Annotated in this window: 9 protein-coding genes; 3 read left to right on the top strand and 6 right to left on the bottom strand. The window is 50.6% G+C overall.

Going from position 1 to position 7,638, the window contains the following annotated elements:
• Nucleotides 1–247: 247 nt before the first annotated feature.
• Genes Q7V48_03105 through Q7V48_03090 form a run of 4 tightly spaced genes read right to left on the bottom strand, consistent with a single transcriptional unit; the run spans nucleotide 248 to nucleotide 2,883 of the window.
• Complete coding sequence (locus Q7V48_03105) at nucleotides 248–1,411, bottom strand: MFS transporter (protein ID MDO9209725.1); 1,164 nt, start codon at nucleotides 1,409–1,411, stop codon at nucleotides 248–250.
• A gap of 20 nt (nucleotides 1,412–1,431) precedes the next feature.
• Nucleotides 1,432–1,920 (bottom strand): tetratricopeptide repeat protein, encoded by a 489-nt coding sequence (locus tag Q7V48_03100; protein MDO9209724.1) that lies wholly within the window; start codon nucleotides 1,918–1,920, stop codon nucleotides 1,432–1,434.
• The gene (locus tag Q7V48_03095; GenBank protein MDO9209723.1) at nucleotides 1,917–2,444 is read right to left on the bottom strand and encodes a C39 family peptidase; all 528 of its coding nucleotides are present in this window, start codon (nucleotides 2,442–2,444) and stop codon (nucleotides 1,917–1,919) included. The genes Q7V48_03100 and Q7V48_03095 overlap by 4 nt, the downstream gene beginning before the upstream one ends.
• A 46-nt stretch (nucleotides 2,445–2,490) precedes the next feature.
• Entirely contained in the window at nucleotides 2,491–2,883 is a 393-nt protein-coding gene (locus Q7V48_03090; protein ID MDO9209722.1) for a PA2779 family protein, read from the bottom strand.
• A gap of 241 nt (nucleotides 2,884–3,124) precedes the next feature.
• Here Q7V48_03090 and Q7V48_03085 point away from each other — a divergent pair, with 241 nt between their 5' ends.
• The gene (locus tag Q7V48_03085; protein ID MDO9209721.1) at nucleotides 3,125–4,057 is read left to right on the top strand and encodes an ExsB family transcriptional regulator; all 933 of its coding nucleotides are present in this window, start codon (nucleotides 3,125–3,127) and stop codon (nucleotides 4,055–4,057) included.
• Between the two features lie 85 nt (nucleotides 4,058–4,142).
• On the opposite strand, the gene Q7V48_03080 is transcribed toward Q7V48_03085, so the two are convergent.
• A complete protein-coding gene (locus tag Q7V48_03080) occupies nucleotides 4,143–4,568 on the bottom strand; it encodes a DUF1178 family protein (GenBank protein ID MDO9209720.1) in 426 nt (141 codons plus the stop codon).
• A 191-nt stretch (nucleotides 4,569–4,759) separates the two neighbouring features.
• On the opposite strand from Q7V48_03080, the gene Q7V48_03075 reads away from it, so the two are divergent.
• Nucleotides 4,760–5,080: a YggT family protein gene (locus Q7V48_03075; GenBank protein MDO9209719.1), complete on the top strand. Its 321-nt coding sequence runs from the start codon at nucleotides 4,760–4,762 to the stop codon at nucleotides 5,078–5,080.
• Nucleotides 5,081–5,324: 244 nt separating this feature from the next.
• Here the strand turns inward: Q7V48_03075 and Q7V48_03070 are convergent, their stop codons facing one another.
• Entirely contained in the window at nucleotides 5,325–6,509 is a 1,185-nt protein-coding gene (locus Q7V48_03070) for a pyridoxal phosphate-dependent aminotransferase (GenBank protein MDO9209718.1), read from the bottom strand.
• A 213-nt stretch (nucleotides 6,510–6,722) separates the two neighbouring features.
• Between Q7V48_03070 and Q7V48_03065 the strand changes: the two genes are divergently transcribed.
• The coding region (locus Q7V48_03065; protein MDO9209717.1) for a 4-hydroxyphenylacetate 3-hydroxylase C-terminal domain-containing protein at nucleotides 6,723–7,638 on the top strand (916 nt) is incomplete at its 3' end.

Here is a 7,638-nt window from a genome sequence, read left to right as displayed (position 1 = left end):
AGAAAGGTTTGCTCCCATCGTTTGGCCGGCGCGCAGCACCTCCCCGCCGGGTCTTGATAATCCTCCTGAAATCATGAGGGAAAATAAAAAGTGAAGGGGGGCAAGAATTTTGATGATTTCGTAAAAAGTCAGAAAAGCCGTCACTCCTGCGAAAGCAGTCCCGCCTCAGGCGGACAGAACTACTTGAATTAACTGGATTCCGGATCAAGTCCGGAATGACAAAAAGTATAAAGCTATTTATGACGCACTACAGCAGAGAACTACGGATGCGGGATGTTAAAAAGAGGCTGATCAGGATGCAGGCGATACAGGCCAGGCGCACGCCGGAGATGGAGAAAGGCACGTAAATGAGGGAAAGAACCAAGGGAGCGAGGGCATACCCCGAGAATTTGACACAACTGTATAACGAGGCCACCGGCTTGCGCAGATCAGGAACGATTTGGACGGCCAGAGTGTTCAAGGAAGTCCAGGCCGTAGCTGCGCCGGCCCCGAACAAGGCGAAAAGCAAAATGTATTTACCGTAGGTGTATACCACCAACTCCAGCCCCAGGATGGCGCCAACCATGATGGCTTGTCCGGTATGAGCAACGATGATTCTTCCGCAGCGGTCGCCAAGGATTCCGGCAATGGGTGAGATCATCACCCCCAAAAATCCGGTCATGGAAAGAACGAGTCCGATCTTGTCGGAGGGAAGGGAGAAGGAAGTTTTTAAATAATCCGCGACGAAAGTCATCAAGCCAATGTACCCCATAAATAAGAAAAAAGCCGCCATACTCAATAATCTGATAGCGGAATAGGAGTATGACCGCTTCACCAAGGCAAGGGCTTCCCCAAGCCTGCCGGATTTCATAGCCGGCTGTTCCCCTGGGGTCCCTGTTACCCAATAGAGGACCCCAATGGCCAAGGCAAATGACATGAGAAAGAAAAAAAACCAGGACCAGCCCAAATGGACCTCCAGGAACCCGGATATCAAAGGCCCCATAGTAACGCCGATCGTGTACATGACCCCCAACAATCCGATGGCTTTGCCCAGGCGTTCCGGGTTGACCATTTCCCCCACGAGAGCCATAACGATCGGGGCGATGAAGGCCGCCCCAAGCCCCTGGACGAACCGGGCACCTACCAGAGCCTCCAAGCTGGGAGAGAATCCGGAGAGGAGCCCTCCCAGGCTGTATACCCCAAACCCAAAAAGGAGCGTCCGGCGGGTGTTGAAGACATGGGCAATGGATCCGGAGAACAATTGGAAGACGACATAAGGGACCATGTAAAGCGTAACCGTTAAGGAGACCCACTGAATGCTGACATTCCATTCCCGGGCCAATACCGGCAGAAGGGTGATCACCCCTATCCCCCCCATGGGGCCGATTACAGCCCCCAGGTAAATGGGTAATAGTTGTTTGAAATTCGCCATCGGGGTTACGCCCTCCGCATCTATAGCTTCCCCGCTTTCTTTTCTTGCAAAATCTTTTCCAGCGTATCCCTGTAAATCTTTTCTTTCACCGGATTCAGTTCGATGGCTTTGCGGGCAAGGGTTTCCGCCTGGTCGAGGTTTTCCTTTTTGGTGTAATACAGCCAGGCCAAGTTGTTCGCGGCATCGGCATTTTGGGGTTCTTGGCTGATGACTTTCTGGTAATTTCTTTCGGCTTCGTCCCACTCTTTTTTCTGAAAATGGACATTGCCGATATAAAGATAGGCCCCGGGGAGTTTTTTGGCCGCCAGTTTATACTCTTTCATGGCGGCGTCGAGTTCACCCTGCTTCTCGTAGGCCACTCCGAGGTTTAAATGTTCTTCCGGAGTAAGGGGGTCTTTTAAAATAATAATCCTGGGAAACGCACAACTGGATAAAAGCAGCAGAGCCCAAAGCGCAAAGCACAGAGGGCAAAAATTCTTTTTCTTTTTTAAGGACTGGGTTCTGATCATGGGGGAGTTACCCGGAGGGTCCAGAATTTTGTCCTTTCCCATGTTCTCAAAAAATGATTCAAAGGGATCCTCTTGTTCCGTTCTTTCCCGGAATGGGCGATGACAGCGTTTTCGTCATAACCAATCACCACCATAAAATGGTTTTGCTGGTAAACCCAGAACCCATAATCGACCAGGACAATCAAGGGAACGCCCGAGTCGATCCCTTTTTTTAAATCCTCCCACCCGCCCCGATACTGTCTGGCCTTCAATCCTTTCTTCTCGGCGTAAAAACCCATATCCACATCCAGGGTGCCCTGGGCCTCCTGGCTGTAGATCGCACCGGCAATATCCGCGGGAGAAACTTTTAAGCCCCAATAATTTAACACTGCCGCCAAGGAAGCAGGGCCGCATTGGTATATTTCCTGGGGGTAGAAAGGTACATTTTTTATGATGCGGGGGGTCCCGGATTCCCTAATGGGGATAGGCCCAGCGCAGGAAAAGAGCAAAGGGATTATCAGAAAAAGAAGGATAAATTTTTTCACCAAGGGATTTTATAGAATGGATCGATTGGATGTATGAAGATTTTCTTCATTTTACAACAATGCGATGTCCGGTAAGCTGGATGATCAGGATCACCAGGATGAAGATCAACAGAACGGTAATGAGAATCCCCAGGGCGGAATCTCCCCCTATTTTCCAGTCATCAATCTTCAGGGCGACTTGATGGATTTGTTGGTCGCTGAGGTTATTCAAGCGGGCCTGAATTTCCTCCGGAGTAAAACCGTACACCTTGAGCCTTTCTCCGACCATTTTCACCTCCAGAAACTTCTGAATCTTTTGCAGGTTGGAAGATCGTTCGGCCGATGCCAGGCCGATCGCTTCCGAAGGGGAAAATCCCGCCTGAACCTTGGGAGCAATCCCGATCACCAGCATGGCTACTACGAGATACCAGGTTACGTATTTTCGAATCGCTCTCCTCACCGTCCCTACCTCCTTTTTCGGGTTTTTAAAAAATCCTGTAATCAATTTTTTTTAGATAAATGTTAAGGGAAGAAAACGGCCATGTCAAGGAGAACTTATTCCTTTCTTTATTGACTTCTTGACAATTCAACCCTGTTATTATACTTTTCCTTCCATATAAATCGATGGCGATATTAATGTTCTACGTTCTGTTAAAGGCTGATACTGGTAATATCAGAATATGAGGGGAAGGAGAGAAGGGATGGATTATCAGAAATTTGTGGAGGACCAGGTTGCTTACATCAGGGAGATGGTGGGGAATAACCTGGCCATCAACGCCCTCAGCGGCGGTGTTGATAGCTCAGTGGTTACGGTGCTGGGTCACCGCGCCATCGGTAACAGGCTCAAAACGGTATTTATCGACAGCGCCCTCATGCGCCAGGGAGAGCCGGAACGAGTCGTCAAGACCTTTGCCGAAATGGGAATCGCCGTTCAAATCATAGACGCCCGCGCCGAGTTTTTGAATGCGCTTAAGGGATTGACTGATCCTGAGGAGAAGCGCAATGCCGTCACCAAAACCTTTTATGCGACGGTCTTTGGAAAACTTGTCCGTGAGACCGGTGCCAAAACCCTGCTGCACGGTACAATCCTTACCGACATCGAAGAAACTGTGGCCGGCATTAAGCGCCAACATAACATCCTGGTGCAGCTCGGCATTGACCCGGAGAAAGAATACGGATACAAAGTTTTGGAACCACTTAAGACGCTGCGCAAAGATGGGGTTAGAGAAGTCGCCAAAGTATTAAGACTTCCGGCCGAAGTCACCGCAAGAATTCCCTTTCCCGGTCCTGCTCTGGCGACAAGAATTGTGGGAGAGGTTACGGAAGAGCGGCTCGCCGTCGTTCGTGCCGCTACCGCGATCGTCGAAGAGGAGTTAGGCACCAGTGGGGCGTTTCAGTATATGGCCATCCTTTTGAATGACAGGGCCACCGGAATCCTTAAAGGCAGGCGAGAGTTTGGACAAATTATCGTCGTTCGATGCATTAACAGTGTCGATGCCAGAACAGCCACGGCCGTCGAGCTCTCCTGGGAGAAGCTGCACCGGATCTGTGAGCGCATTACATCCATCGATGGGGTAAACCGGTGCCTCTATGACCTTACGCCCAAACCCCCTGCTACGATTGAATACATTTGATCTGGAAATCTTCGGGTCTCATGTTGGGGATGCGGATGCCAAGGAAGAAAATTTATCCAGGGATGGAAAGCTGAATGGATGGTCGTTAGTTGTCCAGGCTTTTCAGAACTGGAACCTTGAAGAACGGAACTCCTTCTTCTTGCAGAATCTTCTCCTCATCGGGGAGGGCTACCCCCTTGATATTTCTCTTTTCGGCCTCTCCAAAGTGGATTTTCAGGGCCTCCTTGGCAAAATTTAACCCTACATCCTCAAAATTCTTATTGACATATTCCGTAATAACCTGAAGGGCTCGGTAAGCCTGGTGGGGATCAATTTTTTCTTCTTTTTTCTCCTCCTTTTTATCACTATATTTCTTTATGGCAAAGGTGGAGAAGGCCTTTTCAACTTGGTTATCATTACAAACAGGGCAGTGGATGATGCCAAAAGATCTCTTTTTCTCAAAAGAGTCGCTGTTCTTGAACCAGCATTCGAATTTGTGCCCGTTGGAACAGATGAGATCAAATACGATCATTGAATAAAATGCTCCATCCCTCTCAGGGGGAAATTTGAATTGGGGGAAAACCCTGTTTAAAAATTTAATAGGACGCAGATAACAACGGATAATTATTTTCTTTTTAGTTTATCCTGATAAGCTGTGTACATCCGTGTCCCAAAAGGAAATTCCTATATAATTAAATTAGCATATTACCAAAATTTTGACAAATTAATTTAGAAGGTTACGTCAGATTCAGGCTTCTCTTTGCTATCGCCACAATTCTTGACATTGCCCTCACCCTATACATGTGGCTCATTATCGCCAGGGCCATTATTTCCTGGGTAATTCCATTTTCCAGGAGCCCTTTGGGCCATACTATCGCCCATGGCCTTGCTCGACTCACAGATCCTGTCTTATGGCGAATACAAAGGTTCCTCCCCCTGCGGGGAATGGGCATTGATCTATCTCCCCTCATTGCGATTTTTATTATTATGTTCCTTAAATACTTTTTAGTGGCCACTCTCTTCGACTTAGCGCGGAGACTTTAGCCTTGTTGCCCTGCAGGTCACTTACCAAATATCTCCAAACGTTCTGAACATAGCAAGCTGGAAACTCGTATCAATTTAGCGTAAAATTGGCAGTCTTTCCCAGGCCCGGGGGCCAGGGCAAGGTGGATAAAAATCCCCTTCAATCCCATCGTTATCCCAGCCGCATTTTTAAAGGGCCAACAACAGTAATAACCCGTATAAGAGAAGAACTCCCATGGGCACGCAGGGGATTCCGTGCCAAAGCCTACTTCTCATAATTCCTCTCTGATAAGAAGCAGGCCAGGCGCTCCATGGCCGGTTCCAATATCTCACGCTCGGCGGCATAGCAGATACGCACCGAGCCCTCACCTCCGGCTCCGAAAGCCACTCCGGGCGCGATTCCGACCTTGGTCTCTTCGAGTAGCTTCCGGCAAAAAGCGAAAGAGTCTTGCAGCCCGTCGATCTTTGGGAACAGATAAAATGCTCCGTCCGGTGAAGGAACGGTCACGCCCGGCATTTGGCGGAGTGCGGAGAGACAAAAATCCCGGTTCTCCTTGAGGCGATAGAGCATTTGCCGCAGTTCTTCTTCGCCGTGATTCAGGGCGGTTTGGACAGCGCGTTGGGTAAAACTGGGCGCGTGGGATATGATAAATTCGTTGAACTGAGTCGCTTTCTGCCCTACGTCGCTACGGGCGACAAGCCAACCGACTCGCCAGCCGGTCATGCAGTAGGTTTTCGAGAAGGATTGGGCCACCATCACGGCATCGTCGCGAGTGGCTTGACGCAAGATCGAAGGGGCCGGGACTCCAAGCTCAGGGGTGCGGTAGTAGAGGCGGTCATAAACTTCATCGGCGAGCACCCACAGATCATGGCGGCGGGCAAATTCCAAAAGCTGTTTCTGTTCTTCTTCGGTTGCCACCCAACCGAGAGGATTGGAAGGCGAAGTATAGACCAAAAGGCGGGTGCGGGGGGTCACCGCCGTCTGGAGAGCATCAAAATCGATGGTGTAGCGTCCGTCACGGAGCGGGTGCGGGACTTCCACCGGAACGGCATTGACCATCTGGGTGATCGCAGAAGCATTGGGCCAAGCTGGCGTGAGCACGAGCGCCTCGTCCCCGGGGTTGAGGACACAGCGTATCGCTACGTTGAGCGCCTGTACGCCGGATGCGGTTATAACGATTTCCGACCGGGGATCGAGGTCGATCCCCTGCAGCCGGCGGTAATAATCGGCCAGATCCTGCCGCAGACCCGGCAAACCGGCATTTTCCGTGTAGAAGGTGTAGCCTTCTTCCAACGCTTTCATCGCAGCGCGCTTGATGTAGTCCGGAGTAGGGACATTGGACTCCCCAAAATACAACTTGAGCACGCCCTCCATTTTCATGGCGGCTTCGGCCAATTCCCGAATCCGCGATTGAGGAACTTTTTGAGCTGAAGTGGCAACGGTAGGCATAATCGCTGGCAAACCTCTTGTTGGATGGATTTCTGGCCAGAGGGATAAGTCCCAATTGCTTCTATTATCCGATGACATTTCAACGGTGTCAATAGAAGGGAAAGCTAAGTTTACTCCTATTGTGGTTCGGGCAGGAAGGGCAGCTGGCGCGGTGCCCTTCCTGCTCGAACCGGCACCCCAACTGGGAGAAAGGGCCAATCTTTAAAACTGTGGGTGGGCACCCAAAAAACTGGGAATGGGCAAGAAGCGATTCGAGGTGCCAAAGCGCATAATAGCATCGCCGCTTACGCCGATGAGATTTTGGTCACCCCTACCCGCCTGCTGACCAAAGAAGAAGCGGACTGGGCTGTAGCTTTTGCCGTTCCCGGAGACGCGCCCGGGATCCGGCAAGTGGTGGTAACCTCTTCTCCCCGTTCCCGGAAGAAATTGAAAGCTCCTGTAGCCGAGTTTGGCTCCTGTCATTCCCTGACCATTTTTGAAGATACCTTTATCCCCTGGGAGCGAGTCTTTATGTGTGGCGAATGGGAATTCGGGGGCCGGGCCGCATCCCTTTTTGCCCTGTATCATCGTCATAGCTACACGGGATGCAAGCCGGCCTTTACGGATGTGATCATGGGGACCACCGCCTTAGCGGCAGAATACAATGGGGTAGAGGGAGCCCAACATATCAATCACAAACTGGCTGACCTGATCAGTGTTGCCGAATTGGTTTATGGCGCAGGCATTGCCGCCGCGGTGAAGTCCAAGCCCAGTTCTTCCGGAACTTACATTCCCGATGTGGTCTTTTGCAACGTTGGAAGGCGGCATGCGGGGGAAAGCCTCTATCATGAATACCAAATTTTGTGCGATGTGGCTGGGGGTCTGCCCGCAACCCTGCCTTATGAAGAGGATTTCTTCCAAGAAGAAGTCGGCCCTCTTCTAAATAAATATATCATGCGGAAAACGGGGATCAGTGCCGAGAACCAACACCGTTGCTTTAGAATGACTCAGGACCTGATTGGCTCCTCTTTCGGAGCCCACCGGCAGATCGCCGGCCTCCACGGAGGGGGCTCCCCCATTATGGAAGTGATTGCCATTCTGGGTAACTATGATCTGAAACAGAGGAAGGAGATTGCCAAATACCTGGCAG

The organism is Deltaproteobacteria bacterium (assembly GCA_030654105.1).
Lineage (GTDB): Bacteria > Desulfobacterota > SM23-61 > SM23-61 > SM23-61 > JAHJQK01.
This window is presented reverse-complemented; position numbering and strand designations above follow the sequence as displayed.